This window comes from Thalassospira mesophila (assembly GCF_002115755.1).
GTDB classification, from domain to species: domain Bacteria; phylum Pseudomonadota; class Alphaproteobacteria; order Rhodospirillales; family Thalassospiraceae; genus Thalassospira; species Thalassospira mesophila.
In genome coordinates this window covers 260,733-286,078 of sequence record NZ_JFKA01000004.1, presented here as the reverse complement: position 1 = coordinate 286,078, position 25,346 = coordinate 260,733, and the positions used below count along the sequence as shown (strand labels likewise).

The window sequence follows — 25,346 nt, the reverse complement described above, 5'->3', positions numbered from 1 at the left end:
CTGTTTTATGGAAAAAGAGGGTTAGAAATTTTCCTTTAACCAAGCACCCAGTCGGCCAAACCGGCCACCGCTTTGGCGGATATGGTTCATGGCTTCGCTTAGCGGGTCGTTTTGCTGTTCAACCGCGCGCAGCAACAACCCGGCACAGGCCGAAAAGGCCGGGCCCGATGTGGCCTGCGCCATGCCTGTGACCCCGTGCGGGGAGGCAATGGTGGCAGGGCGTTCAAACATTTGTCCGGCAAGGTCGGCAATGGCGTTAAGCTGGCTGGCACCGCCGGTTAACATGATTGAGCGACCGCCAATTTGCGAAAGGCCGTTTTCTTCAAGCTGGTCGCGGATCAGCTCGAACGTTTCTTCAAGGCGCGGCTTGATGATGTTGATCAGCATGGAGCGCGGCACATGGTTTACATTGGCATCGTCTTCATCGCCAATCACGGGCACTGCCAGAATTTCCTGATCATCGGACGGGGATGTTAATGCACTGCCATGCAGGGTTTTTAACCGTTCGGCATGGGACAGCGATGTATTAAGGCCATAGGCAATGTCACGGGTGACATGTGCGCCACCGACCGGGAAGCTGGCGGTATAAATCACCTGCCCACCGTGAAAAACAGCAACGCTGGTGGTGCCTGCCCCCATGTCAATGACGGTGGCCCCCAGTTCGCGCTGGTCGGGGGTTAAGGCCGACAGGCCCGATGCCAGCGGGGTCACCACGGTTTCCTCGATTTCAAGGTGGCAGCGTGCCAGCAAGGTTTCAAGGTTGCGCAAGGCGGCAATCTGGGTACGGACAAAATGCAAATCCAGCCCGACGACAGAGCCATACATGCCGCGCGGATCCCCCAGCCCGACCGATTGATCGACCCGAAAGCCCAACGGCACGGTATGGATCAGCTCGTCGCCCGCCTGACGCAACAGCGCGTCTTTCTGGTCGTTTAGCTTGCGAATTTCCAGATTGCCAATCGGGCGCGAGCCCAAAGGCAGTTCAATGGTGTGCGTTTCGGATTCGGGACGCCCGCCGGAAAGATTGACGATGACGGTTTCAATGGTTTGACCCGCCATTTTTTCGGCAGCATTCACCGCCGCGAGCACCACTTCCTGTGCCGCGTCGAGATTTGCGATCGATCCGCTTTGCAGTCCCTTCGACATGTTATGGCCAATACCGATGATTTTCGGCTGGCCGGACCTGTCGGGTCGCGCAATAAAACAGCAGACCTTAGATGTGCCGATATCCAGGGCCGCTATCAGCCCTGACCTCGTTTTGCTGCGTGCCAATTGTTTGCTCTGAGTTTACTTTTTGATGTTTGGGGTGGTCGTCGCCCGCAAAGTCAAACACCCCTTATCCCGGTTTTCGGTCAAAAGCAGTTGCAAATTGGTTAAGGCAGGGTGGAGTCTTTCACATTTAATGTCCCAACTGTTGGTTTAATGTCTTTTTTGCGATGCAGCAAGCGACCTTGGGCAACCTCGGGTTTTTCCGGGTTTTCAAATTGCTGTACTGCAACGTTACAGGGCGCGCTTGACTCTCAACTGTAACGTTGCAGTAATTGGCCGCTAATTAAAACCAACAGGGAGGAAAACAAATGTTTATTGGCAAGTTTGCCCGTGCCGGATTGGGCGTTATTGCGGCCCTGGCCATGTCCACGGCCATTGCCTCGGCCGAAGAAAGTGTCGAGGTTTTGCACTGGTGGACCGCAGGCGGGGAAGCCAAGGCACTTCAGGTTTTGAAAAAAGACCTCGAAAGCCAGGGCGTTACCTGGAACGACATGCCGGTTGCGGGCGGCGGTGGCGAACAGGCCATGACCGTGTTACGCGCCCGTGTGACATCGGGAAACCCGCCAACCGCAGTCCAGATGCTTGGCTTCGACATCAAGGACTGGGCCAAGGAAGGGGTTTTGGCCAACCTTGACGATCTGGCTGGCAAGGAAGGCTGGGATAAAGTCGTTCCTGATGCGCTGAAAGAATTTTCCAAATATGACGGTCACTGGATCGCGGTGCCGGTTAATGTGCATTCCACCAACTGGGTTTGGGCCAACAAGGCAATTTTTGACGAACTGGGTTTAAAACAGCCCACCAACTGGGATGAACTGATTGCCGACCTTGATAAAATCAAGGGGGCTGGTTACACCGCCATCGCCCATGGCGGGCAGGCGTGGCAGGATGCCACCATGTTTGAAGCCGTCCTGATGTCGACCGGCGGGCCGGACTTTTATAAAAAAGCCCTGATCGATACCGACCCCGAAGCCCTGAATTCTGACACCATCATCAAGGTGTTTGACCGTATGACCCAGCTTCGCGGGTATGTGGACGACAATTTCTCGGGCCGGGACTGGAACCTTGCCACCGCGATGGTGATCAACAAGGAAGCCGGTGTGCAGTTTATGGGCGACTGGGCCAAGGGCGAGTTCCTCAATGCCGGTAAAGTACCTGACAAGGATTTCATGTGCTTTCGTTTTCCCGGCACCCAGGGCACCGTTACCTTTAACTCGGACCAGTTTGTGATGTTCAAGGTTGGTGAAGACCGCCGCGATGCGCAGGAAAAACTGGCCGCCGCGGTCATGTCACCCACCTTCCAGTCGGCCTTTAACGTGGTTAAGGGCTCGGTCCCGGCACGGACCGATGTATCCCCCGAAGCCTTTGATGCCTGCGGTAAAAAAGGCATGAAAGAACTGGCCGAAGCCAATGACAAAGGCACGCTGTTTGGATCGATGGCGCACGGCCATGCCGTTCCCAGTGCGGTTAAAAATGCGATGTATGACGTGATTACCGCGCATTTTAACGGTGAATATGACTCGAAAACAGCGGCCGAAGAATTGGTAAATGCTGTTGAATCTGCTCAATAAAAACCAATAACAGCCCCAATGGCCGGGGCGTTTCCCGGCCATTGGGAAAAATGTGCGGAGCATCGTCATGTCCTTCACCGTGCCTGGCAAAACGCAGTCCATGCTGCGCGAAATTTTGCCCCGGCTGGTTCTTAGTCCCAGTCTGTTTCTGATCCTGATTTTTGTTTACGGATTTATCCTGTTTACCGGTTATCTGTCCTTTACCGACAGCCGGATGTTGCCGTCGTTTGATCTGGTCGGGTTGGCCAATTATACCAACCTGTGGGGCCAGCGTAACTGGATGACGGCCCTGCAAAATCTGGCGATTTTCGGCATTCTTTATATTGCGATCTGCTGCATTCTGGGTCTGATTCTGGCGATATTTCTCGATCAGAAAATTCGCGGCGAGGGCATTTTACGCCCGATCTATCTATACCCGATGGCGCTGTCGTTTATTGTTACCGGCACGGCATGGAAATGGTTTCTTGACCCCGGGCTGGGCCTTGAAAACACCATGCATATGTGGGGCTGGAGCAGCTTCACCTTTAACTGGATCAAGGATCGCAATATGGCGATCTATACGGTGGTGATTGCCGCTGTCTGGCAGTCGTCCGGCTTTGTGATGGCGATGTTTCTGGCCGGATTGCGCGGCATTGACGGCGAAATCCTCAAGGCCGCACAAATGGATGGGGCCAGCAACTGGAGCCTTTACACCCGCATCATCATTCCACAATTGCGCCCGGTCTTTTTATCGGCCTTTGTGGTCCTGGCGCATCTGGCGATCAAGGCCTATGACCTGGTGGTTGCTTTGACCAATGGCGGGCCGGGCCGCGCCACCGAACTTCCGGCGACGTTTATGTATTCCTATACCTTTACCCGCAACCAGATGGCGGTCGGGGCGTCATCCGCTGTGATCATGTTGGCGATGATTGCCGCGATTATTGTGCCCTATCTTTATTCCGAACTGCGGGAGCATCGCTGATGTCGTCTTATGCAAGCCAAAAATCGGCGATCGGGGCCGGCAAACTCGTGCGTGCCGCCCTTTATGCCGTGCTGATCCTGTTTGCGGTTTATTATTTGCTGCCGTTATTTGTGATGCTGGTCAATTCGGTCAAAACGCTTGATGAAATTCGTGGTGGCAACATGATGTCGCTGCCCGAACATTTCACGTTCGAGCCGTGGTTAACGGCATGGTCTACCGCGCAAATTGGGGTTGAACCCACCGGGTTGCGGCCTTTCTTTGTTAATTCGCTGTTTTTGGTGGTGCCTGCGGTCGTCATTTCGGCCACGCTGGGCGCGCTAAACGGCTATGTGCTAACCAAATGGCGCTTTCCCGGCGATAAAATCATTTTCGGGTTAATGCTGTTTGCCTGCTTCATCCCGTTTCAAATTGTGTTGATCCCGATGGCGCGCATTTTGGGCCTGATCGGCCTTGCAGGCACCACCAGCGGGCTGGTTCTGGTGCATGTGGTGTACGGGCTGGGCTTTACCACCCTGTTTTTCCGTAACTATTATGCCGCCTTCCCCGATGAACTGATCAAGGCTGCCAAAATGGACGGGGCCGGGTTTATTCGCACATTTACCCGCATTTTGCTGCCCAGTTCCGGGCCAATCATTGTGGTGACGGTGATCTGGCAGTTTACGAATATCTGGAACGATTTTTTGTTTGGTGCCTCCTTTGCCGATTTTGATTCCATGCCGATGACAGTGGCGCTGAACAACCTTGTGTCGTCCTCGACCGGGGTGAAGGAATACAACGTGCATTTTGCCGGGGCGATCCTGGCGGCATTGCCAACCCTGGTGGTTTATATCGTTTCCGGGCGATATTTTGTCCGCGGCCTGATGGCGGGTGCTGTCAAAGGTTAACAACCACATCATTGGCAGCCTTGCCTGCAATTCAAAAAGGTCTACACAGAATGGCATTTCTGGAAATTGATAACGTTTGCAAAAGCTTTGGCCCGGTCGATGTTTTAAAAAACATCTCGCTGGATGTGGAAGAAGGCGGTTTTCTGGTGCTGGTCGGCCCGTCGGGCTGTGGCAAATCAACCTTGTTAAACACCATTGCCGGGCTGGAAGGCCTGACCACCGGCGAAATCCGCATTGATGGTGACGTGATCGACGATCTGCCACCAGCAGAACGCAATATCGCGATGGTGTTTCAAAGCTACGCGCTTTATCCCAACATGAATGTCGGCCAAAACATTGCCTTTGGCCTTGAAATGCGCGGCATGCCCAAGGCCGAACGCGACGCCAAAGTGCAAGAGGTGGCCAAAACCCTGCAAATTGAAGCGTTGCTGGAACGCCGGCCCGGCCAGCTTTCGGGCGGGCAGCGCCAGCGTGTGGCGATGGGCCGCGCGCTGGTGCGTAATCCCAAACTGTTTTTGTTTGACGAGCCACTGTCGAACCTTGATGCCAAATTGCGGGTGGATATGCGCACCGAAATCAAACGGATGCATCAAACTTTTGGCACCACCATTGTGTATGTCACCCACGACCAGATCGAAGCGATGACACTGGGCACCAAAATTGCCGTGCTGAAGGGCGGGATCGTGCAGCAATACGGGACGCCTGCCGAAATTTATAACAATCCGTCCAACCTGTTTGTGGCCGATTTTATGGGCTCGCCCGCGATGAATTTGATTCCGGTTGAAATTGACGGGTCATGGGTGCGGTTAACCCGCGACGGCGATGACCCGCTGGTGCTTGATTTTGATCAGCTTCCGGCATCGGTTGGCAATATGAGCGGCAAACAGGTGATAATGGGCATTCGGCCCGAGGCAATTACGGACTCACAAGGTGGGGCCGCCACCCGTGCTTCGTCGCACCGCACCGTTACTGCCAAATGCCGGATCGATGTGGTTGAACCCGCCGGGGCCGATATTTTTGCCATCACTGCCCTTGGCGGCAAGGAAGTGGTGACACGGTTGCACCAGGACTGGGTCGGGCAGGCCGGGCAAAACCACGATTTGGTATTTAACCTTGATAAAGTTGTGTTTTTTGATGCCCAAAGCGGGGAACGCTTGCGCTAGCAACGCACAGCATGGCAATAGCATGTGCCATGCTGTCGTGATGTTGCATGGATATTCAAGGAGGAACGCACACTGTCCGATCATGACAGGGCCGGTCGCATTGACGGGAATTTTGCCCCGCGCACACGACCGACATTAAAGACCATCGCAGAAATGACGGGTTTGGGCGTGACAACGGTATCGCGGGCCTTGAAAGATGCCCATGATATCAGTGCCAAAACCAAACAGCGTGTGCGTCAGGTCGCCGATGCCATTGGCTATCGCCCGGACCGTGCCGGGGTGCGTTTGCGCACCGGTAAAACCAATGTCATCAGCCTTGTTCTCGATCAGACAGATAAAATCCCCGAATTTGCCCGCCGGTTAATTGTCGGTATTTCCGATGTTATTCGCGAAACGCCCTATCATCTGGTGGTGACCCCCCAGGCGCGCAATGACGACCCGATGACGCCGATCCGTTATATTCTGGATACCCGTGCTGCGGATGGCGTGATTATTACCCACATCAAGCCCGATGATGCCCGGGTAACCGCGCTGATCAACAGTGGTTTGCCCTTTGTCACCCATGGGCGTTGTGCCGATGCACGCCAACATGCCTATCACGATTTTGACAATCGTGCCTTTTGCACGCTGGCCGCACAAAGGTTGCTGTCACGCGGGCGTAAACGGCTGGCAATGTTATCGCCACCGTCGGAATTTACCTATTACCGCGAAAGTCTGGCCGGGCTTGCCGCAGTCGCCGAGGACGCAAACGTTCCGTTCGAGGTTTTACCCGGTGTTGATCTTGATTCCGGCAGTGAAGTTTTACGCCAGGCCGGTATGGCCTTGCGCCATCAGGATTACGTGCCCGACGGCATTATTTGCGGCAGCGAAATTTGCGCGCTGGCATTGATTGACGGTATTACGCAATCGGGCCTGACAGTGGGCAAGGATATCGATGTGATTGCCAAGGAAACGTCGGATTTACTGAATTTCACACGCCCCCGCATCGACAGCCTGCGCGAAGACCTTGTGTTGGCCGGGCAGGAACTGGCCCGCCATTTGATTGATGTGATCAAAGGCCGTCCGATTGAAGAAATTCACAGTCTCGGCCAGCCAGAGCCGGTGTGGCGGACGTTGTCGCATTAGTATTGAAGACCGTTTCAATCGGTATGTGAGTTTTTTATGGCCCGCATCAAAATGAAATATACGAATGTTTCGAATATTTCATTTATTTCGTTTATGAATGTCTGGTATACATTCCTTGTTGTCTCTCCTTTTCGAGCGGGATGACGAGAGCAGGGAATGGAGACGGAAAATGTCTGCACTTAAAATGGACGATTTCGGCGGTCGATTGCCGACGCAGGTTGAAAGTGCGACCGCAGATCAATTGCGTCAGATTATTGCTTCACAGTCAAAGGACGGTGAGGCAACAAATTTGACGGTTGCGAATGCAGAGGGAAAAAGCGAAACCATAACGTTGTCACCAGCCTTAACAACCAGCCTTATGCAGTTATTACGGCTGGTTTCTGGCCGTCAGGGGTTTCAGATGGTTCCGTTAAGTGCGGATCTTACGACCCAGCAAGCCGCTGATTTGCTTAATGTCTCGCGTCCGTATCTGATCAGTCTTCTCGAACGTGGAGAGATAAAGTTTATTAAAGTCGGGCGTCATCGCCGCGTCAAAGCAGAAGATTTGTTCGCCTACAAAGCAAAGCGCGATGACGAACGTGAGAATGCTCTGACAGATCTTGCGGCGCTGGATAGCGAATTTATTCTGGAAGAAGAATAAGTATGACATACCGGGCAGATCACTTCACAGCTTTGATTGATGCATGTGTTCTGGCCGGTGCCTTGAAACGGAACTTGTTGTTGAGTCTGGCGGGCGCAGAGCTTTTCCGTCCCCGCTGGAGCGGCGAGATTCTTGGTGAGATGGAAGTGGCGATTGCCAAAATAACCAATGGTAAGGCTGATACGGCGAAACAGCGTTCCGCTATGGAACGTGCCTTTCCGGAGGCCTGTGTGAGTGGTTATGAGATTTACATCCGTTCAATAGAGCTGCCAGATGAAAATGACCGTCATGTACTGGCTGCAGCGGTCCGTACTTATGCGCAGGTTCTTGTGACGGATAATCTTCGCGATTTTCCTAAAGATAAAACCGGCCCTTTCGGCATTGAAGTAAAGTCACCCGACGAATTTATAGCAGATACAATTACGCTGCATATGCCAACGGCGTTCGAGGCGATTCGGAAAATGCGGGAACGTTTAAATCATCCTGAACTGACGGCGAGCGAAATCATTTTGAAAGTCGAAGCGCATGGTTTGCCCCAAACGGCTAGTCTTTTGACAGAAAATCGATCTTTTTGGGGATAATTTCGGTTCGAATTCGGTGCGTGATTTTGGGCTAGTTTATTTTAAACCGAGCCCTTTTTTTCCTTGGGCGGGTTGCGGCGCAATTCAGCCGCCCCCGGCGTTAAGCGCACGAAGGTGCGATCAGCAAGGCGTAAATCAACTACCAGCACGTCACTTGTCAGAAGTTTGTGTTCCTGATCAAGCTGGTCCAGCCGCGCCCAGGCTTTGCCCATGTCATGTTCGGGCAGGCGGATGAACATGCCGTTGGCCAGTTGCACATTCCAGCGGCGATGACCAATGCGCTGCGCCCCGGTAACCTGTTCAAACAGGCGGGGGATGGTTTTAAGGGTCTTGATCATATCGGCGGCATGTGCGGGTGCATCTTCGCCGACCAGAACCGGCAGGTTCAGATAATCACCCAGTTCGTAATCTTGCAATTGCACACCGTCGGCATCAATCAGGATATGGTTGTCGTCATGTTGCCACAGGGCGAGGGGCTGGCGTTCGTCGACATGGATGATGATGGTATCGGGCAGGCGGCGTTCAACCGTGGCCTGACGCACCCAGGACAATTGTTCGATGCGTTCGCGTGCGGCATCGGCATTAAATGTTAAAATCGGCGATCCCGGCTTTTGACCAACGGCTGCCAAAAGGGCGTTGGGGTCGGTGCGGTGGCGTCCGGCAACATCGATGGTATTGATCACCATGCCAAGGCGGGCGGAGGCATCAATTGCCTCGGTTTGCGCGGTGGCCAGCCATTGCTCGGTTTTGCCACTTTGCCACAGGGCAATGGGGCCCCCCACGATTAATGCGGTGGCGCTGATCCAGCGGCAAACACGGCCAACCTTGCGGAAAATGGCGCTCCAGCCATATTCGCGTTGAACCTTTTCGCGGCGTTCGCGTGCCTGATCGGCGATTGTTATCGTTCGCATGTGGCGTCCTCAACCATCCATGCAACAATATCGGCAAAACTCATGCCCTCGTGCCGGGCGGCATCGGGCACCAGCGATGTCGGGGTTAGCCCGGGCTGGGTGTTGATTTCTAAAATAGCCAGTCGGTCATGTTCCGGGTCATAGCGAAAATCGGCGCGCGCCACACCCTTGCAGCCCAGTGCACGATAAGCCTGTTCGGCGCAATCGCGCACCCGCGTGCGCAAGGCAGAGGGGATGTCGGCGGGAATAATATGTTGCGATCCGCCATTGGCATATTTGGACTGGTAATCGTAAAAGGCATGGTTGCCGGTTAAAATTTCAATCACTTCCATGGCTTCGCCGTTTTTGACCGCCACGGTCATTTCGCGCCCGGCAACATATTCTTCCTGCATCACGCCATCGCCATGCACCCAGTCACGCGCCAGCATATTTTGCTGTTCTTCGTCATTCAGGATAATTTCCACCCCGACGGAAGACCCTTCATTGTTGGGTTTCAGCACATAGGGCGGTGGCAGGGCGATGCCGCTTTTAATATCGTCGCGGCTAACATAAACATGTTTGGCGCAGGGCAGGCCGTGTTCGCGAAACAGGGCCTTTGCGCTCATTTTATCCATGGCAACGGCCGATGCGCGCACGCCGGAATGGGTATAGGGAATGTTTAAAATCTCGAGCAAGCCCTGAACCGCGCCGTCTTCGCCCCAGCGCCCGTGCAGGGCATTAAAAATAACGTCGGGTTTGGGCGACAGGCTGGTGATTTGCCGGGCGAGATCGCGGGTGGCATCAATTTCCGAAACGTCATAGCCCTTTTCGCGCAGGGCCTTGGAAACTTCGCGCCCTGTGGACAGCGAAACATCGCGCTCGGCCGACCAGCCACCGTAAATCATTGCGACATGCTTGCTCATGCGTCTTTTCCCACAATCGATTGTCCCAAACGTTCGCCAATCCGGCGAATTTCCCAACGCAGATCAATGCCCGAATGGGCCCGCACACGCCGCCGAACTTCATCGCCCAGGTTTTCCAGGTCGGCGGCACTGGCATTGCCCAGATTGATCATGAAATTACAATGCTGCGGCGAAATTTGCGCCCCGCCAATGGTTAACCCCCGGCAGCCCGCCGCATCAATGACTTCCCATGCCCGTTTGGGGGTGGGGTTGGCAAAGGTAGAGCCGCCTGTTTTGGCGCGCACCGGCTGGCTTGCATTGCGGGCTTCGCCAATTTCGGTCATGCGCCGGGCAATTTCGGCCTTGTCATCGGCGCTGGCGCGAAAAACGGCTTTGGTAAAAATCCAGTCATCGGGAATGTCGCAATGCCGGTATGTCAGGCCCATTTCATTAACGGCCAGATCATGGATTTGCCCGTGGCTGTCAATTGCTTCGGCCCGGATCAGCACATCGTGAATGTCCCGGCCATAGGCCCCGGCATTCATGCGCAAGGCCCCGCCAATGGTGCCGGGAATGCCCGACAGAAATTCAAGCCCGGCCAAGCCCGCTTCCTGTGCGGCCAAGGCCACATTGCCATCAAGCGCCCCGGCACCGGCGTGGATTTCATCGCCGTGAATGCTAATATCGGTAAAGGGACGCCCCAGTCGCACCACAACCCCGCGCAAACCGCCATCACGCACCAGTAAATTTGAGCCCACACCAATAACGGTGATGGGAATTTCGTTTGGTTTGTCGCGTAAAAACTGCGCCAGATCATCGGCATCGGCCGGGCGAAACATCACATCCGCCGGGCCGCCAACCTGAAACCAGGTGACTTTCGCCAGCGATGCACCTTCGCGCAGCTTGCCGCGTACTTTGGGCAAACGGTCAATGATCGGGGTGTGGCGTGCAGAATTCATGACGATTTAAGGGCCTCCATCTGTGCGGGCAGGGCGTTGGCCCAGGTGCTGATCGAGCCAGCCCCCAAGCACACCACAAGGTCGCCTTTTTGGGCAATACCCGACACCACATTTGCCAGGTCATCAGGGCTGTTTAAGGCCAGTACTTTGCGATGGCCGCGGTTGCGCAAGCCTTCAACCAGGGCATCGCGGTTGGCCCCGTCAATCGGGCTTTCACCGGCGGTATAAACATCGGCAACAATCACGGTATCGGCATCGTTAAAGCAGGTGCAAAATTCCTCGAACAGGTCATGCAGGCGCGAATAACGATGGGGCTGTACCACGGCGATTACGTTGTTTTGGGTGGCAGAGCGCGCAGCTTTTAAAACCGCGCGGATCTCAACCGGGTGGTGACCGTAATCGTCGATAATGGTTACGCCATCAACTTCGCCGGTTTTGGTAAAGCGGCGCTTGACCCCGGTAAAGCCATCAAAGGCCGAAACGATTTTATCGTCATCAATGCCCAGTTCCAGTGCCACCGTGATGGCGGCCAGCGAATTGGAAATGTTATGGTCGCCCACCATCGGCAAACGCACATTGTAAATGGTGCGTTCGGCGCTGTCGATCCGTTCGCGGATCACGACATCAAAGGTGCTTTGGCCAATTTCGGTGCGCACATTGGTGGCGCGCACATCGGCCTGCGGTGAAAAACCGAATGTAAAAATGCGCCGGTCCGTGACCCGGCCAATCAGGGCCTGAACTTCGGGATGGTCGATGCACAAAACCGCAAAGCCATAAAACGGAATGTTCTGGACAAAGTTTTTGAACGCCTCGCGCAAATGATCGAAGCTTTTCCAGTGGTCCAGATGTTCGGGGTCGATATTGGTGACCACGGCAATGGTGGCCGGTACCTTGATGAAGGTGCCATCAGACTCGTCGGCTTCCACCACCATCCAGTCGCCATCGCCCAAACGGGCATTGGTGCCATATGAATTGATGATGCCGCCATTGATCACCGTTGGGTCCAGCCCGGCGGCATCAAGCATGGTTGCCACCAGCGATGTTGTGGTGGTTTTGCCGTGCGTGCCGCCAACGGCAATGGCGGCCTTAAGGCGCATCAGTTCGGCGAGCATTTCGGATCGGCGGACAACCGGTACCATATTGGCGCGCGCGGCAACCACTTCGGGGTTGTCAGATTTGACAGCGGTGGAAATCACCACAACCTTGGCGTCGGCCACATTGGTGCCGTCGTGGCCGATAAAAACCTTGATACCCAGTTGGCGCAGACGTTGTACATTGGCGTTGTCCGCCATGTCTGAACCCTGCACCTGATAGCCCAGATTATGCAAAATCTCGGCGATGCCAGACATGCCGATCCCGCCGATCCCGACAAAATGGATGTTTCCGATGCCAAGCGGCAGGGTTTTCATGCGAGGTCTCCTTGGACGTGGGTTGTTTCTTGTTTCAGATCGACCGGTGTGCCTGCCGGGTTAAGCCCCAGCAAATCAAGCACCATATCGGCCAGCCGTTCGGCGGCATTGGTGCGTGCGGCACTGCGCGCACCTTCGGCGGCCAGGGCAAGGGCGGCGGGGCCGGTTAAAAGTTTGGCCAGTCTTTCGCTAACGATGTCCACGGTAAAACGTTCCTGCGACAGCATCCATGCGCCGCCCGCCTGTTCGACCTGTTCGGCATTATAACGCTGATGGTCGTCAATCGCGTGGGGCAGGGGCACCAAAAGGGATGGCCGCCCGGCAATGGTCAGTTCCGCCACCGTCGATGCGCCAGACCGCGCAATTACCAGGTGGGCATCGCGCAATCGTTGCGCAATATCGTCAAAAAACGGTTTTAGCGTGACATCAATGCCCGATCCCTCATAGGTTTTGGCAACCTGATCAAGGTCTTCAGCACGGGCTTGCTGGGTAATGTGCAGGCGCGATTTAAGGGCATCGGGCAGGTTTACAATGGCTTTGGGTAAAATTTCCGACAAAACCCTGGCACCCTGGCTGCCACCGGTTATTAGCACATTCACCGGGCCATCGGCCGTCGGCGCGTTATATGGCGCGGCAGAAAGTGCGGCAATTTCCTGGCGGACGGGGTTGCCGGTCCAGACCACGCGGGGTTTATCGGCATCATCAATCAGGCGGACATCGCGAAACGATGTGGCAATGCGGGCGGCTGCCCCTGCAACAACCCGGTTGGCCCGGCCCAGAACGGCATTTTGTTCGTGAATGGCAAGGGGAATGCGCAAGGACTTTGCCGCTACCGTCGCCGGGATCGAGGCATAACCGCCAAAACCGATAACGGCCGCCGGGCGAATTTTTTTAAGGTGGCGTCGGGCCTGCCATGTGCCAAGCGCAAGGCGCAACATACCGGAAATACGCCCACGGAGTCCCTTGCCTGCAATGCCGCCCGCAGGTAGCAAAATGGTGGTTACACCTTCGACATCTTCGGTATAGCGCGCGGCGCGGGCATCGGTGAAAAACACCACTGTCGCCCCGCGCCGGACCAGCGCGCGCGCCAGCGAAACCGCAGGAAACATATGTCCGCCGGTCCCGCCCGATGTCAGGGCAATGCATTGCCCGTCAAGCGGGGTGTCGGCAAGGGTGAAATCATCTGTCGTCATAGTGGACATGTAACCTGCGCGAAACTCGGATGGACCCAAAGGCCGGATGCTTCAAGAGAAACCGAGAAAGGTTAATATCCTTTCAAACGCAGGCGAAAAACGGCCTAATTGGTGCTTCTTTTTCGCGTTAAGGCCAAAATAAAGCCCATACTGATGGCAATGGCGACGGTCGACGACCCGCCATAGGACACAAACGGCAATGTCATGCCTTTGGGCGGGACAAGTTGCAGGGTCGATGCCATATTAATCATGGCTTGCAAGCCGAACTGAACCAGAAGTCCGGTAACGGCCAGCACCACAAACATGTTGCGTTCCCCCATCATCCGCGACAGGCCCCGCATGACGATAAAGGTAAAGATACCAACGACAAGCAGGCAGAATAACAGGCCGAATTCCTCGCCCGCGACAGCAAAGATAAAGTCGGAATGGGCATCGGGGAGATAGTTTTTAACCGTGCCTTCGCCCGGCCCCTGGCCCATGATGCCGCCATTCATAAACGCTTCCATCGAGCGCTGAACCTGATAGTTATCGCCCGTTGCAGGATCAAGAAAACGGTCCACGCGCGATTGCACATGCGGCAATATCAAATAGGCCGATGCGGCCAAGCCAACAACCCCCATCCCAAGGCCAAAAACCAGCACAATCGGCAAGCCCGCCAGAAAAATCTGTGCGGACCAGATGGCGGTGATCACCACGGTCTGGCCAAAGTCAGGCTGGATCATAAGCAGGATCATGCAGGTTGCCAGCAACATGCAACTGACGATATAGCCGGGGAAATTCGGGTTTAACCGCCCTTCGGAAAACATCCACGCGGCGACAACGGCAAAGGCCGGTTTTAAAAATTCCGATGGTTGAATGGTGATGCCACCAAAATTGATCCAGCGAACCGCACCCTTGATTTCCGCGCCGACAAAGGGTGTGATAATCAGCATGGCGACAACGCCCAAAAACATGATCGAAGCCAGGCGACGCACCCATTTGATCGACAGCATCGAAATGCCGCCCGCACAAATAACCGCCAGCGTTAAAAAGAAAAACTGCCGGCGGACAAAGTGAAAACTGTCGACACCAATGCGATCTGCCACCGGCGGGCTGGCCGACATGACCAGCAGCGCACCAATGCCCATTAACAAAATGGTGGCGGCCAATAACCAGCGGTCCACCGTCCACCACCACACGCTTAAAATCGACGTATCGGCGCGTGAAAAGGCGGTATTGCCGTTTTTATCGCCAAACGGAGATTTCATAGGGCCTCCTGATCGGGGGACTGTGACGACAGGGCATTAAACAGCGTGCGAAAGGCTTCGCCGCGGGCTTCAAAACTTTTGAACTGATCAAACGATGCGCAGGCGGGCGACAGCAAAATGACCGGCGCGGATGGCGCATTTTCAGGGGCAGGCTGGTTGGCTATGTCGGCTTGTGCGCACGCAAAAGCGCGCTTTGTCGCTATGTCCAGCGTGCCGCATTTTTCATAGGGCAGATGACCATCCAGCGTGGCGGCAAAATCATCGGTGGCAGCGCCAATCAGAAAGGCTTTTTTGATGTGGCTATAAAATGGGTCCAGCCCGTTAATGCCGCCTTCCTTGGGTTTGCCGCCCAAAATCCAGTAGATATTATCATAGGCGGACAATGCCCTGGCCGTGGCCTCGGCATTGGTGGCTTTGCTGTCATTAACAAAAACAATGCCGTTCATCGCGCCAAGCTGCTCCTGCCGGTGGGCAAGGCCGGGAAACGACATAACCCCGGCGATAATATCGTCCGTTGCGACATTGCGCGCCCGGCACAGGGCATAGGCAAAGGCAATGTTTTGCCAGTTATGGCGACCGGGCATGTGCGAAACGGTTGTCAGATCCAGCACCGGGTTTTTATGCCCGTCCAGGTCATCGACCAGCCAATGGTCATCGACGTAAACGCCGTGTTGAGCCGGGCCACTCACCGAAATTTCGACCATCCGGTGGCCGCCTTCGCGCGCCAGTTCGGTTGCCATTTGTGCGCAGGGTTCATCGTCAATCGAAATGATCGCCCATTTTGGCCCTTTTTGATGGGTGAAAATGTTGCGTTTCGCACCGATATAGCCCGGCATGCCGCCGTGGCGGTCCAAATGATCAGGCGTTATGTTTAAAAGCGCGCTGGCATCAAAGGCCGCATCGGCAATTAAATCGAGCTGATAGCTGGAAAGTTCCAGCACATAACAATCATCGGCTTCAAGGGCATCAAACCCCAAAACCGGGTAACCCAAATTGCCACCCACCTGGGTTTTGATGCCCGATTGGGCAATGATATGCGCGGTTAACGCCGTGGTGGTTGATTTGCCATTGGTGCCGGTAATCGCCAGCATGGGCACATGGGCGGCTGTGGTACACAGCAGTTCCACATCGCACACAATTGGTTTGCCCGCCCGGCGTGCCTTTTCGGCGGCCGGGTGCGGGGTGGGGAAGGTGGATGGAATGCCGGGGCTGATCACCAGCATATCGGGCTGGTTCCAGTCGCATTCCACCAGATTGACAGGGGTTAACTCCAGCGCATCAAGCTGATGGCGGCTGTCTTCGTTGTCATCCCACGCCCAAACCACGGCACCCGATTTGATCAATGCCTTCACACTGGCCAGCCCCGATTTTCCAAGGCCCAGAACCGCAACGGTTTTTCCGTGCAAATGTGAAAGATCGATCAATTTCGCGTTCCAGTCAAAAAGGGGGGATTAACGCAGTTTAAGGGTGGCAAGGCCGATCAGGGCCAGAATGACCGAAATGATCCAGAACCGGATCACAATGGTGGGTTCGTGCCAGCCCTTTTTTTCAAAATGGTGATGTAACGGCGCCATGCGAAACACGCGCTTGCCGGTCAGCTTGAACGAGCCGACCTGAATAATCACCGATACTGTTTCAAGGACAAACAAACCGCCAATGATCGCCAGAACCAGTTCGTGTTTGGTAACAACGGCAACGGCACCAAGGGCCCCGCCAAGCGCAAGTGACCCGGTATCGCCCATAAACACCATCGCAGGGGGCGCATTGAACCATAAAAAGCCCAGCCCGGCACCCACCAGTGCGCCGAGTAACACGGTTAATTCGCCCGCCCCCGCCACATAATGAACCTGCAAATAATCGGCAAACTGAACGTTACCGATCAGATACGTGATCAGGGCAAAGCTGGCAGCGGCGATCATGACCGGCACAATGGCAAGGCCATCCAGCCCGTCAGTCAGGTTCACCGCGTTCGATGCCCCGACCATCACAACCATGGCAAAGGGAACAAAAAACCAGCCCAGATCGAGCAACAGGTTTTTAAAAAACGGAAAGGCCAGCTGGGTTGCCAGGGCCGGGTCGGTATTATGCGCAATCCACCACGATGCCAGGGCGGCAATGGTGAACTGGCCCAGCAATTTTACCTTGCCCGGCAGGCCTTTTGAATTGCGTTTGGAGACCTTTAAAAAGTCATCCATGAAACCGAGAAACCCGTAACCAACCGTGACCAGCAACACCGCCCACACATAGGGGTTGGTCATATCGGCCCACAGCAATGTCGCGACACAGGTTGATATCAGCAACAAAAGGCCGCCCATGGTGGGCGTGCCTTTTTTGGTCAGCAAATGGCTTTCCGGCCCATCTTCGCGAATGGGCTGGCCTTCGCTTTGGCGGGCGCGCAGTTGGTCAATCAGCCAGGGACCCAGCACAAATGCCAGCACCAGCGATGTAAAAACAGCACCGCCGGTCCGAAAGGTGATGTACCGAAACAGATTAAACAGCGGAAACTGGTCAGCCAGCGGGTATAGCAGGTTATAGAGCATTGCCCCTTGGGTCCCTTATGCGTCAGTTGGATGTCGGGGCGATGCCCGCGTGGCCCGATTTTAAAGCGGAAACAATTTTAGAAACGTAAATGCCAAGTGATCCTTTGATTAAAACCACGTCTCCATCGCGAATTGCGGTGCGAACGGGGTTAATCGCGTCCTCGGCGGCATCAAAATGGCCCAAATGGCGATCACTTGGCAGTTCTTGTGCCAGCAGGGCCATCATCGGGCCAACGGTGAAAACGCCATCGATTCCCAAATGTTCAAGCGGATGGACAAGGTCGCGGTGCATTTGTTCGGCTTCGTCGCCCAGTTCGCGCATATCGCCCAAAACGGCAATGCGCCGCCCGGTGCCTTCCGGCTTTTCATTGGCCAGCAGTTTTAACCCCGCCATCATGGATGTCGGGTTGGCGTTATAGGCATCGTCGATTAAAATGTAATGGCCGGTTTGCGCCCCGGTTTTATCGGTGATGGCAAGGGCGTGGCGCGCCCCGCGCCCGTCAGGCGGGGTGACATCGGCCAAATCCTGTGCCGCACGTACCACATCGGCGCCTGACTGGTCGACGCAGGCCAAAACCGCCAGCGAATTGATCACCCAGTGTTCACCGGGGCAGCCGATAAAATATTCCAGATCACGGCCGCCGACACGGGCGCGAACCGCACTGCCGCCGGTAACGATATTGGCTTCAAACAACCGGTAATCAGCGGTGGCATCGGTGCCAAAGGCCTTAATGGTGGTTATGCCCAGTTCTTTGGCCCGGCGTGCGAGGGCAAAATAATGCAAATTGTCGCGGTTCAGGATCGCCGCACCATCCTTGTCCAGCCCTTCAAATATTTCGGCTTTGGCTTTGGCAATTTCGCCTTCGTCCTTGAAATATTCGGTATGCGCACCGACCACATTGGTGATTAGCGCAACCGCAGGCTTTACCATTTTAACCAGCGGCGTAATTTCGCCGGGATGGTTCATGCCAATTTCAAAAACGCCGTATTTGGCATCAACCGGCAGGGTCGCCAAACTAAGCGGCACCCCCCAATGGTTGTTAAAGCTGGCCGGGCTGGCATGGGTTTTGCCCTGTTCGCCCAGCACATATTTAAGGGCTTCCTTGGTGCCGGTTTTGCCAACACTGCCGGTAATGGCGATAATTTTGGCCTTGCTGCGGGCACGCCCGGCAAGGCCAAGGCGCACCATCGCATCTAGCGTATCATCAACAATCAACGCATTGGCATTGGGCGGTAAAACCGATCCGTCAGACACAAGGGCGGCGGCACAGCCGGCCTCGAACGCCTTGGCGACAAACTGATGGCCGTCAAAATTGGGGCCTTTAAGGGCAATGAACAAATCGCCGGGCCGGGTTTTGCGGCTATCAATTGAAATGCCGGTAACCTGCCAGTCGCCTGCGACGATGCCGCCTGTGGCGGACACTGCGTCCTCTGCCGTCCATAAAACAGCTTCACTCATCGCGTTTCTTCTTTCCGTTGGTCACGTCTTTGTCTGTCTGGCAGATCACACCTTGCCGCGTTCCCTGCACAAACCGGCAGGGAACGCCAATCGCAAGTGTCTAGTTGCCGCCCAGCAACAAATTGCGGGCCACGGCAGCATCGTCAAATGGCAATACATTGGCACCAACGATCTGACCGCGTTCATGGCCCTTGCCGGCAATAATCAGAATGTCATTACGCTGCAAAATACCAATGCCACGTTTGATGGCTTCGGCGCGGTCGCCAATTTCAACCGCCCCTTCGCAGGCGGCCTTGATGGCGGCACGAATGGTCGCCGGGTCTTCGCTGCGCGGGTTATCGTCGGTAATTATGGCAATATCGGCGTTGTCTTTAACGGCACGGCCCATTTCCGGGCGTTTGCCGGTATCGCGGTCGCCGCCTGCGCCAAACACGCAAATCACCCGGCCCTTGCAATGCGGACGCACCGCCTTGATCACGGTTTCAAGCGCGTCGGGGGTGTGGGCGTAATCAACAAAAACCGGTGCGCCAAATTTGGTTTTACCCACCAGTTCCAGTCGGCCCCGAACCCCTTGCAGTTTTTCAAGGGCGGCAACGGCGTCGTCAACTTCCGCACCCGATGCAATGACAATACCCAGGGCTGCCAGGGCGTTCATGACCTGAAACGTGCCCATCAGCGGCAAATGCACGCTGTATTCGCCATTGTCGATGGCAAGTTTGATTTTGGTGCCAGTGGCATCTGGCTTGGTTGCCAGCAATTTGATGCCATCGCCCTTAAGGCCATAGGACAATATTTCAATGCCGCGATCCTGGCAGATGCGATGCAGCAGGTCATATTGCGCAATGTCGGCATTAATCACGGCGGTGCCATCGGCCATCAGCAAGCTTTGAAACAGGCGGGCCTTGGCAGCAAAATATTTGGCAAAGTCGCCATGATAATCCAGATGGTCGCGCGACAGGTTGGTAAAGGCCGCAACGCGCACCTTCACGCCATCAAGCCGGTGCTGGTCCAGCCCGTGCGAACTGGCTTCCATGGCAACATGGGTAACGCCAATGTCGCTCATTTCGGCCAATGACTGGTGCAGGGCGACCGGGTCGGGCGTGGTCAGCGACCCGGGAATTTTGGCCCCGGCAGCGCGAATGCCCAATGTGCCGATCGATCCCGATATGTTCCCCAGTAACGTCCAAAGCTGTTCGGTGAAAACAGCGGTGGATGTTTTGCCATTGGTGCCGGTAATGGCGGCAATGGTGTCGGGTTGCTTGCCGTAAAAACGCGCCGCAAGCTGGGCATAACGCTGGCGCGGGTTTTCAACCGGAATCAACGGCACGGTAATGGCCGGTGTTTTCGGGGTGTCGGTTTTGGCCAAAATGGCCGACGCACCCAGTTTGATGGCATCGTCGATATATTTGGCACCATCGTCGCGCGCCCCCGAAAGGGCGGCGAACATAAATCCATCACGCACGGCGCGTGAATCTGCGGTCAGGCCCTTGATATCAGGGTCCTGTCCTTCGGCATGTTTTAATGCCGCCTGATCTCCTGCCATAAGCTCAGAAAGACGCAAGTTTGCGTTCCTCTTTACGAAGATTCAAACGTAACGCTTGCTCTATTTCCGGCGCCTTCGCGTACGCCGGTTCGATCCCCAGTAGGGGAGCAATACGTGTCACAACCTTACCCACTGCCGGTGCTGCTACCCAGCCGGCCGTGGCGTATCCATACGTTTCTTTTGTTCCTTGTGGGCCGTCTAGCGTCACCAGAACCACATAGCGCGGGTCCTGCATCGGAAAGGCGGCCACAAAGGTAGACATTCGGGCATTCTTTACGTAGCGCCCGTTAACCAGCTTGTCGGCTGTACCGGTTTTCCCGCCAAGGAAGTAACCCGGTACGTCGGCTTTTTTGCCGGAACCTTCGGTAACAACAAGGCGCATCAAGCGGCGCATGTCGTCGGAAGTCTTTTTTGAAATAACCCGCACACCTGCCGGGGCACCGTCCTGTTTCAAGATGGTGCTGGGGCGGCGGATGCCGCCATTGGAAATGGTGGAAATACCATTCACCAGTTGCAGGGGGGATACCGCAATGCCATGGCCGTAGGAAATCGTCATCAGGTTGATTTCACGCCACGGGTTGGGCAAAAGCGGGGATGCGACTTCGGGCAGTTCGACATCGGACGGGTCGAGAAAGCCGAAATCTTTCAAATATTTTTTCTGGGTTTCAATGCCAAAATCCATCGCCATGCGGGCCGATCCGATATTCGAGCTGTAAGCCAGAATTTCCGGCACGGTCAGCCAGCGGTTTTCACCATGAAAGTCATGGATGGTAAACCGGGCCACACGCATGGGCTTGGTGGCATCATAGGTGCTGTAAAGGGTTGAGGTGCCGGTATCGAGCGCGATGGCGGCATTAAACAGTTTAAACACCGACCCCTGTTCATAAACACCCAGTGTTGCGCGGTTAAAACGCGCATCGGCCGGACCCTGGCCGGGGCGGTGGGGGTCAAAGTCGGGCAGGGAAATCATGCCCATGACTTCGCCGGTATAAATATCCATCACCAGGCCGGTGGCCCCGGCGGCGCTGTATGTTTCCATGGCGCTGGAAACTTCGGCGCGCAGCGCGTGCTGGACACGGATATCAAGCGACAGGCGCAACGGGCCGGAATTGCTGCGCAAATCATTGTCAAATTCGCGTTCGGCCCCGGCAATGCCGTTATTATCAATGTCGGTGAAGCCCAGTACATGGGCAAACAGGCGGCCTTGCGGGTAAACGCGGCGTTCTTCGCGCTGAAAGTTCAGGCCGGGAATGCCCAGCGCATTGACCATATATTGCTGATCCGGCGTTAAATTGCGGCGGATCCAGACAAACGCCTTTTGCGAGCCAAGATGGCGGATCAGCGTATCGCGATCCAGCCCGGGCAACACGGTTAACAAATGGTCAGCGGCACCCACCGGGTCCTTGATGACGCGCGCATCAGCATAAAGCGAGCTGGTCGGAAGGTCGGTTGCCAGCAAAATGCCGTTGCGATCGACAATATCGGCGCGTTCGGTTTTAAGTTCTTTGCTGTCGGTACCCGCTGTTAAATCGGGTTCGTTGCCCTGTTTAAGCACGGTGGCATTAAACAGGCCGCCGGCGATCCACAAAAAGCCAATGCCAAACATGATGCCGGTAATAAAAATGCGATTACGCGCTGTTTCCAGCGCGTGTTTTTCACGTTGTTCGGGGCCAAGTTCCGGGCGATCACCGCGCAGCCAATATGAAAAGCGCAACAAATTCATTGCTGATCCCCCGTTTTCGGGGCCGCAGCAAAACCAACGCTGGGCGCGTCAATGATCATGTTTTCCGAAGCTTCGTCATAGGCGCCCTCGCCCGGACGGTCGCGCGGGGCGGGCATATAGGCCACGGCTTCGCCAAATTTATCCAGGCGATAGCGGCGCGCATCGGTGTCGGTCGGAATGGTGTCGATGCTGGCCATTTGTAACGGCTGGATCTGGTCGAGTTTAAGATATTCCTTGGCCAGCTTTTCAATCCGGCCCGGTGCGTTCAGATAGCTCCATTCCGCCTGAAAAACGTGGATGCTTTCCTGTTCGTCAAGAATATCGGACTGAATGGCGCTATAGCGCCGCTCAAGCCGTTCAACCTCGTGCGATACCCAATAGGTGCCCACACCGATCAGAACCGTCATTAAAAACCAGAAACCGGTCATGATTTTGGTCATGCGGCACCTCCGGTCTTTTTGGCGGCGGTGGAGGGCAAATCGTTGCGTTCAGCGGCGCGCAATTTGGCCGACCGCGCACGCGGGTTGGCGCGGAGTTCGTCCTTTTGCGCGGTTACGACCTTGCGGCTAAGGGTGCTAAAGGTTGGTTTGGCTGCTTCGGGTTCGCCAGGCAGGCGGCGCGACTGTTTGCGCGGGTCGCCGCAGCGTTCCTTGAAAAATGTTTTCACCAGCCGGTCTTCCAGCGAATGGAAGGTAACAACCACCAGCCGTCCGCCCGGTTTTAAAATGGTTTCGGCGGCATTTAACGCGCGGTCAAGCTCGCCTAGTTCATCATTAACGTGAATGCGCAGGCCCTGAAAAGTGCGGGTGGCCGGGTCGATGCCGTCTTTGGCTTTGCGCACAACCGAGCGCACGGCACTGGCAAGCTGGCCGGTGCTGGTAAACGGGGTTTCAGCCCGCATTTCGACAATCTTGTGGGCAACCTTGCGCGATGCGCGTTCTTCGCCAAAGCGGTAAATGACGTTGGCGATGTCTTCTTCTTCGGCGGTATTAACAAAATCAGCCGCACTGGGGCCCGACATCGACATGCGCATATCAAGCGGGCCATCGGTACGAAACGAAAAGCCGCGATCTGCCTGATCGATCTGCATCGATGAAACGCCGATATCAAGCACAATGCCGTCAACCTGCGCAACGCCGTGGGCTGGCAACAAGGTCGCCATATCGCCAAAGCAACCTTCAACCATGTGAAAGCGCCCGTCATAGTCGGCGGCCAGTTTGGTGCCGGTCGCAACCGCACTGGGGTCGCGGTCGATGCCATAAAGCGTGCAGGGGGCATGATCAAGAATGGCGCGGCTGTAACCACCTGCGCCAAACGTACCGTCTACAATGATTTCGCCTTCGGCGGGGTTGAGATGTTCTAACATCTCGCGCAGCAAAACCGGCTTGTGCGGGGCCGATGCCGATGGGTCAAATGGCAAGGGGGAGTTTGTCATGCCTCGTCCTCCGGTGTTTCCACATCAGAGTTGGAAGGCGTGCTGGAACGGCGCGCAGCGGACGCGGCAGCCGGTTTCAGCTTAAGGGTCGAACCCCGGTTAACCACACGGGTGCGGCTGGCGGTTTTGCGCTCGGCAAAAGTATCGGGGTTCCAGATGCGAAAGGTGCGGCCCCGGCCAACAAAGGCAACCTGATCGGTAATGCCGGCATATTCGATCAGTTCAGGCGGCAAAATGATGCGGCCTTCGCCATCAAACGGCAGGGCGTGGGATGCGCCAAGGATGGTATCGGCAAGGTCTTCGGCCTCGTCGGAAAACATTTCCAGATCGTCAAGCGATGCGGCAACGCGTTCCATATGGCTTTCAGAACAGCCTTCAACAGTGGGTTCTTTGGGGGATTCGTAAACGTAAATGCCAGCAAAGCCGTCTTCTTCAAGGGCGGCACGGAACCGTTTGGGCACGGATACGCGCCCTTTCCGATCCAGTTTGTGAATGTGCGTCCCGGTGAACAGCACCCGCCTTAATCCCCTGATAATCGACCGCTGGAAAACGAAGTCTGGAAAAAGACATCGCCAACCAGATGCCTGAACCCCACTTGGCACTGCAAAAATGCCTGTCTAATGGGGTACCATGGGATATCATGGGGGTCAATGGGAATTGATGGGCTTTAATGTGATATTTGTGGGCAATTCTGCCCTTTTCCAGCCTTTTTTCAACAGCGCAAAAACCGGCTAAAAGGTGCCGTTTCAGTATGTTTTTGCGTTTTGGCCCATGAAAACCCAAATATGACCATGACACCCCATCGGGGATTGGTTTTTTGGCCGTGATGGGGTTTGATGGGCGAAATGGCGCAGGATGCGTCTTTGTTTCATCAATATTCCATCCGCCCGACATGTTGCGAACCGGAGTCAGTTTTGCAAACAAAGACTATAATCAGGTTAATTGTCGGCCCGTTTTTGGGGCTTGGCCTGCTTGCACCGGTACCCGCGTTAGCCCAAAACAGCACGACCAGCCAAAGCCGGTCGGGTACGGCCAACCATGGCAAAACCCAGTCAGACAGCACCTATAGCGCCATTTCACCGCAGATGCGCCAGATGTTGCCCGCCCTGATGCAGCAATTGCAAAACAACCCCGGCTTGCTTCAGCAATTTGGTCTTGGTGGATTGGGGGGATTGGGCGGCCTGAATGGTATGACCGGCGCTGTTGTTGGGCAGGGGCAGGGCAATGGTACGGGGAGCGGCAATGATGATGGCGGTTTTGGCACCGGCGGTATGGGCATTCCCATGCCGGCCATTCCCGGTGTAAATGTGCCCAATGTTACCGGCGCGCCCAATGCAAACGGGGGGGCGGGCACCAATGCCATGACGCGTGCGCAATTGGAAGCCGCCCAAAAAGGCGGGCTGGTGGTGCCGCCGATGCCGGTGCCCGAACAGGTGACAATTTACCGGGGGCAATATCATCCGTCCGATATCAATCAGGATGGCCGGATTGACGGGGACGAAGCCGCAAGCTATGCCGCATGGATGTTTCGCCGCCATGATATCAATGGTGATAATGTTTTGCGGATGCGCGAATTTTCAGCGGTCGAGGCCCTGCCCGGTTCGGCCGATGCCAACCGGAACCGGTTGCGCACCGAGGCCCGCAGGCTGGAGCTGCTGTTTCCAAAGTTTGACAGCAACCACGACCAGATGGTTGAAAAAAGCGAGTTTATGGACCAGGTTGCCGCAACGTTTGATGAAAAGCGCGGAGCGGCAAAGGATGTCAGTCCGTTTGTTTTTCAGACGGTTTTGCCGTTTTAGGCGCAGTTCGAGGGGCTTTAATACGGCTTTGCACCCCTGTTGATGCGTCGGGCCAG

Annotated in this window: 23 protein-coding genes; 8 read left to right on the top strand and 15 right to left on the bottom strand. The window is 55.5% G+C overall.

The window, feature by feature from the left end; genetic code table 11:
- Window positions 1–21: 21 nt before the first annotated feature.
- A complete protein-coding gene (gene ftsA, locus TMES_RS11480) occupies window positions 22–1,272 on the bottom strand; it encodes a cell division protein FtsA (RefSeq protein ID WP_085582579.1) in 1,251 nt (416 codons plus the stop codon).
- Between the two features lie 305 nt (window positions 1,273–1,577).
- On the opposite strand from ftsA, the gene TMES_RS11475 reads away from it, so the two are divergent.
- The 7 genes from TMES_RS11475 to TMES_RS11445 all read left to right on the top strand — a co-directional run bounded on the left by TMES_RS11475 (window position 1,578) and on the right by TMES_RS11445 (window position 8,191).
- Window positions 1,578–2,837, top strand: coding sequence for an ABC transporter substrate-binding protein (locus TMES_RS11475; RefSeq protein WP_085582577.1), 1,260 nt, complete (start codon window positions 1,578–1,580; stop codon window positions 2,835–2,837).
- 67 nt (window positions 2,838–2,904) lie between these two features.
- Window positions 2,905–3,798 carry a carbohydrate ABC transporter permease gene (locus TMES_RS11470; protein ID WP_085582575.1) on the top strand — a complete coding sequence of 298 codons (894 nt, stop codon included), beginning with the start codon at window positions 2,905–2,907 and terminating at the stop codon, window positions 3,796–3,798.
- The gene (locus TMES_RS11465; RefSeq protein WP_085582573.1) at window positions 3,798–4,682 is read left to right on the top strand and encodes a carbohydrate ABC transporter permease; all 885 of its coding nucleotides are present in this window, start codon (window positions 3,798–3,800) and stop codon (window positions 4,680–4,682) included. Before TMES_RS11470 ends, TMES_RS11465 begins: the two co-directional genes overlap by 1 nt.
- Window positions 4,683–4,732: 50 nt before the next feature.
- The gene (locus tag TMES_RS11460) at window positions 4,733–5,845 is read left to right on the top strand and encodes an ABC transporter ATP-binding protein (RefSeq protein WP_085582571.1); all 1,113 of its coding nucleotides are present in this window, start codon (window positions 4,733–4,735) and stop codon (window positions 5,843–5,845) included.
- Window positions 5,846–5,869: 24 nt separating this feature from the next.
- Window positions 5,870–6,970 carry a LacI family transcriptional regulator gene (locus TMES_RS11455; protein ID WP_281253472.1) on the top strand — a complete coding sequence of 367 codons (1,101 nt, stop codon included), beginning with the start codon at window positions 5,870–5,872 and terminating at the stop codon, window positions 6,968–6,970.
- Between the two features lie 169 nt (window positions 6,971–7,139).
- On the top strand, window positions 7,140–7,610 hold the full coding sequence (locus TMES_RS11450) for a helix-turn-helix domain-containing protein (RefSeq protein WP_085582567.1): 471 nt from the start codon (window positions 7,140–7,142) through the stop codon (window positions 7,608–7,610).
- A 2-nt stretch (window positions 7,611–7,612) separates the two neighbouring features.
- On the top strand, window positions 7,613–8,191 hold the full coding sequence (locus TMES_RS11445) for a PIN domain-containing protein (protein ID WP_085582565.1): 579 nt from the start codon (window positions 7,613–7,615) through the stop codon (window positions 8,189–8,191).
- A 41-nt stretch (window positions 8,192–8,232) separates the two neighbouring features.
- Here the strand turns inward: TMES_RS11445 and TMES_RS11440 are convergent, their stop codons facing one another.
- The 14 genes from TMES_RS11440 to TMES_RS11375 all read right to left on the bottom strand — a co-directional run bounded on the left by TMES_RS11440 (window position 8,233) and on the right by TMES_RS11375 (window position 24,006).
- Window positions 8,233–9,102, bottom strand: a complete 870-nt coding sequence (locus tag TMES_RS11440; protein WP_085582563.1) for a cell division protein FtsQ/DivIB — start codon at window positions 9,100–9,102, stop codon at window positions 8,233–8,235.
- On the bottom strand, window positions 9,090–10,004 hold the full coding sequence (locus TMES_RS11435) for a D-alanine--D-alanine ligase (RefSeq protein ID WP_085582561.1): 915 nt from the start codon (window positions 10,002–10,004) through the stop codon (window positions 9,090–9,092). Before TMES_RS11435 ends, TMES_RS11440 begins: the two co-directional genes overlap by 13 nt.
- Window positions 10,001–10,942 carry a UDP-N-acetylmuramate dehydrogenase gene (gene murB / locus TMES_RS11430; RefSeq protein ID WP_085582559.1) on the bottom strand — a complete coding sequence of 314 codons (942 nt, stop codon included), beginning with the start codon at window positions 10,940–10,942 and terminating at the stop codon, window positions 10,001–10,003. The genes TMES_RS11435 and murB overlap by 4 nt, the downstream gene beginning before the upstream one ends.
- A complete protein-coding gene (murC, locus tag TMES_RS11425) occupies window positions 10,939–12,351 on the bottom strand; it encodes a UDP-N-acetylmuramate--L-alanine ligase (RefSeq protein ID WP_085582556.1) in 1,413 nt (470 codons plus the stop codon). Before murC ends, murB begins: the two co-directional genes overlap by 4 nt.
- Window positions 12,348–13,544 carry an undecaprenyldiphospho-muramoylpentapeptide beta-N-acetylglucosaminyltransferase gene (gene murG, locus TMES_RS11420; protein WP_169718841.1) on the bottom strand — a complete coding sequence of 399 codons (1,197 nt, stop codon included), beginning with the start codon at window positions 13,542–13,544 and terminating at the stop codon, window positions 12,348–12,350. The genes murC and murG overlap by 4 nt, the downstream gene beginning before the upstream one ends.
- A gap of 104 nt (window positions 13,545–13,648) precedes the next feature.
- On the bottom strand, window positions 13,649–14,791 hold the full coding sequence (gene ftsW / locus TMES_RS11415; RefSeq protein ID WP_085582552.1) for a putative lipid II flippase FtsW: 1,143 nt from the start codon (window positions 14,789–14,791) through the stop codon (window positions 13,649–13,651).
- On the bottom strand, window positions 14,788–16,215 hold the full coding sequence (murD, locus tag TMES_RS11410; protein WP_085582550.1) for a UDP-N-acetylmuramoyl-L-alanine--D-glutamate ligase: 1,428 nt from the start codon (window positions 16,213–16,215) through the stop codon (window positions 14,788–14,790). The genes ftsW and murD overlap by 4 nt, the downstream gene beginning before the upstream one ends.
- A 27-nt stretch (window positions 16,216–16,242) precedes the next feature.
- Window positions 16,243–17,331, bottom strand: coding sequence for a phospho-N-acetylmuramoyl-pentapeptide-transferase (gene mraY / locus TMES_RS11405; RefSeq protein ID WP_085582548.1), 1,089 nt, complete (start codon window positions 17,329–17,331; stop codon window positions 16,243–16,245).
- Window positions 17,332–17,353: 22 nt separating this feature from the next.
- Window positions 17,354–18,790, bottom strand: a complete 1,437-nt coding sequence (locus TMES_RS11400; protein WP_085582546.1) for a UDP-N-acetylmuramoyl-tripeptide--D-alanyl-D-alanine ligase — start codon at window positions 18,788–18,790, stop codon at window positions 17,354–17,356.
- A gap of 100 nt (window positions 18,791–18,890) precedes the next feature.
- Complete coding sequence (locus TMES_RS11395) at window positions 18,891–20,351, bottom strand: UDP-N-acetylmuramoyl-L-alanyl-D-glutamate--2,6-diaminopimelate ligase (protein ID WP_085582545.1); 1,461 nt, start codon at window positions 20,349–20,351, stop codon at window positions 18,891–18,893.
- The gene (locus TMES_RS11390; protein WP_085582543.1) at window positions 20,338–22,056 is read right to left on the bottom strand and encodes a peptidoglycan D,D-transpeptidase FtsI family protein; all 1,719 of its coding nucleotides are present in this window, start codon (window positions 22,054–22,056) and stop codon (window positions 20,338–20,340) included. Before TMES_RS11390 ends, TMES_RS11395 begins: the two co-directional genes overlap by 14 nt.
- On the bottom strand, window positions 22,053–22,496 hold the full coding sequence (gene ftsL, locus TMES_RS11385; RefSeq protein ID WP_085582541.1) for a cell division protein FtsL: 444 nt from the start codon (window positions 22,494–22,496) through the stop codon (window positions 22,053–22,055). The genes TMES_RS11390 and ftsL overlap by 4 nt, the downstream gene beginning before the upstream one ends.
- The gene (gene rsmH / locus TMES_RS11380; RefSeq protein ID WP_085582539.1) at window positions 22,493–23,491 is read right to left on the bottom strand and encodes a 16S rRNA (cytosine(1402)-N(4))-methyltransferase RsmH; all 999 of its coding nucleotides are present in this window, start codon (window positions 23,489–23,491) and stop codon (window positions 22,493–22,495) included. The genes ftsL and rsmH overlap by 4 nt, the downstream gene beginning before the upstream one ends.
- Complete coding sequence (locus TMES_RS11375) at window positions 23,488–24,006, bottom strand: division/cell wall cluster transcriptional repressor MraZ (RefSeq protein ID WP_085582537.1); 519 nt, start codon at window positions 24,004–24,006, stop codon at window positions 23,488–23,490. The genes rsmH and TMES_RS11375 overlap by 4 nt, the downstream gene beginning before the upstream one ends.
- A gap of 399 nt (window positions 24,007–24,405) precedes the next feature.
- On the opposite strand from TMES_RS11375, the gene TMES_RS11370 reads away from it, so the two are divergent.
- Window positions 24,406–25,290: an EF-hand domain-containing protein gene (locus tag TMES_RS11370; protein WP_143589632.1), complete on the top strand. Its 885-nt coding sequence runs from the start codon at window positions 24,406–24,408 to the stop codon at window positions 25,288–25,290.
- Window positions 25,291–25,346: the final 56 nt, after the last annotated feature.

What these genes read in the sequence shown, in the direction of transcription:
- murG (WP_169718841.1), bottom strand. Translation starts at nt 13,544, where the DNA reads ATGACGACAGATGATTTCACCCTTGCCGACACCCCGCTTGACGGGCAA.
- TMES_RS11435 (WP_085582561.1), bottom strand. Translation starts at nt 10,004, where the DNA reads ATGAGCAAGCATGTCGCAATGATTTACGGTGGCTGGTCGGCCGAGCGC.
- murC (WP_085582556.1), bottom strand. Translation starts at nt 12,351, where the DNA reads ATGAAAACCCTGCCGCTTGGCATCGGAAACATCCATTTTGTCGGGATC.
- TMES_RS11390 (WP_085582543.1), bottom strand. Translation starts at nt 22,056, where the DNA reads ATGAATTTGTTGCGCTTTTCATATTGGCTGCGCGGTGATCGCCCGGAA.
- TMES_RS11440 (WP_085582563.1), bottom strand. Translation starts at nt 9,102, where the DNA reads ATGCGAACGATAACAATCGCCGATCAGGCACGCGAACGCCGCGAAAAG.
- mraY (WP_085582548.1), bottom strand. Translation starts at nt 17,331, where the DNA reads ATGCTCTATAACCTGCTATACCCGCTGGCTGACCAGTTTCCGCTGTTT.
- ftsW (WP_085582552.1), bottom strand. Translation starts at nt 14,791, where the DNA reads ATGAAATCTCCGTTTGGCGATAAAAACGGCAATACCGCCTTTTCACGC.
- ftsL (WP_085582541.1), bottom strand. Translation starts at nt 22,496, where the DNA reads ATGACCAAAATCATGACCGGTTTCTGGTTTTTAATGACGGTTCTGATC.
- TMES_RS11400 (WP_085582546.1), bottom strand. Translation starts at nt 18,790, where the DNA reads ATGAGTGAAGCTGTTTTATGGACGGCAGAGGACGCAGTGTCCGCCACA.
- TMES_RS11475 (WP_085582577.1), top strand. Translation starts at nt 1,578, where the DNA reads ATGTTTATTGGCAAGTTTGCCCGTGCCGGATTGGGCGTTATTGCGGCC.
- TMES_RS11465 (WP_085582573.1), top strand. Translation starts at nt 3,798, where the DNA reads ATGTCGTCTTATGCAAGCCAAAAATCGGCGATCGGGGCCGGCAAACTC.
- murB (WP_085582559.1), bottom strand. Translation starts at nt 10,942, where the DNA reads ATGAATTCTGCACGCCACACCCCGATCATTGACCGTTTGCCCAAAGTA.
- TMES_RS11470 (WP_085582575.1), top strand. Translation starts at nt 2,905, where the DNA reads ATGTCCTTCACCGTGCCTGGCAAAACGCAGTCCATGCTGCGCGAAATT.
- TMES_RS11460 (WP_085582571.1), top strand. Translation starts at nt 4,733, where the DNA reads ATGGCATTTCTGGAAATTGATAACGTTTGCAAAAGCTTTGGCCCGGTC.
- TMES_RS11450 (WP_085582567.1), top strand. Translation starts at nt 7,140, where the DNA reads ATGTCTGCACTTAAAATGGACGATTTCGGCGGTCGATTGCCGACGCAG.
- TMES_RS11445 (WP_085582565.1), top strand. Translation starts at nt 7,613, where the DNA reads ATGACATACCGGGCAGATCACTTCACAGCTTTGATTGATGCATGTGTT.
- rsmH (WP_085582539.1), bottom strand. Translation starts at nt 23,491, where the DNA reads ATGACAAACTCCCCCTTGCCATTTGACCCATCGGCATCGGCCCCGCAC.